Origin of the sequence: Desulfopila inferna (assembly GCF_016919005.1) — a bacterium.
Classification (GTDB): domain Bacteria; phylum Desulfobacterota; class Desulfobulbia; order Desulfobulbales; family Desulfocapsaceae; genus Desulfopila_A; species Desulfopila_A inferna.
Genome location: NZ_JAFFQE010000029.1, coordinates 1 through 473, shown reverse-complemented (window position 1 = coordinate 473; position 473 = coordinate 1). Strand labels below are relative to the sequence as shown.

The window sequence follows — 473 nt, the reverse complement described above, 5'->3', positions numbered from 1 at the left end:
CTGGAGGTCTTCACCCGCGCCCTGGAAAGCCGCGACCCCTTCGACTACCACGGCGAGTTCTACCGGCTGGAGGACGCCGGCAGCGGCTTCCTGCCGATCCAGCGGCCGCGCCCGCCGCTATCCGTTGGCGGCTCCTCGGCGCAGGCACAACGCCTGGCGGTGCGCTTCGCTGACGTCTACGCCGGCCACTTCGCCAGCCCCACGCAGACCGCGGAGCTCAAGCGCAGGCTGAACGAGGAGGCGGCGGAGCAGGGCCGGCGGCTGAAGTTCTGGAAGCACTTCCAGGTGATCCTCGGCGACAGTCCGGCGGCGGCCCTGGACATCGCCGAGCACTACCGCCAGGCCGCTTTCGAACTGCTTCTGGCACGGCCCCTCGACGAACTGGCGGCATCGCCGCAGGTCGCCCGCGACGGCGAGCGCGACCGGCTCGCCCGGCTGGAGCCGGAGGCCTTGCGCGAATGGGTGGCGAATAC

General features: G+C 71.5%; 1 protein-coding gene. It reads left to right on the top strand.

Translation table 11 applies throughout. The annotated features are described in order from the left end of the window. On the top strand, positions 1-473 hold a 473-nt coding region (locus tag JWG88_RS21285), incomplete at both ends, for an LLM class flavin-dependent oxidoreductase (protein ID WP_205235832.1).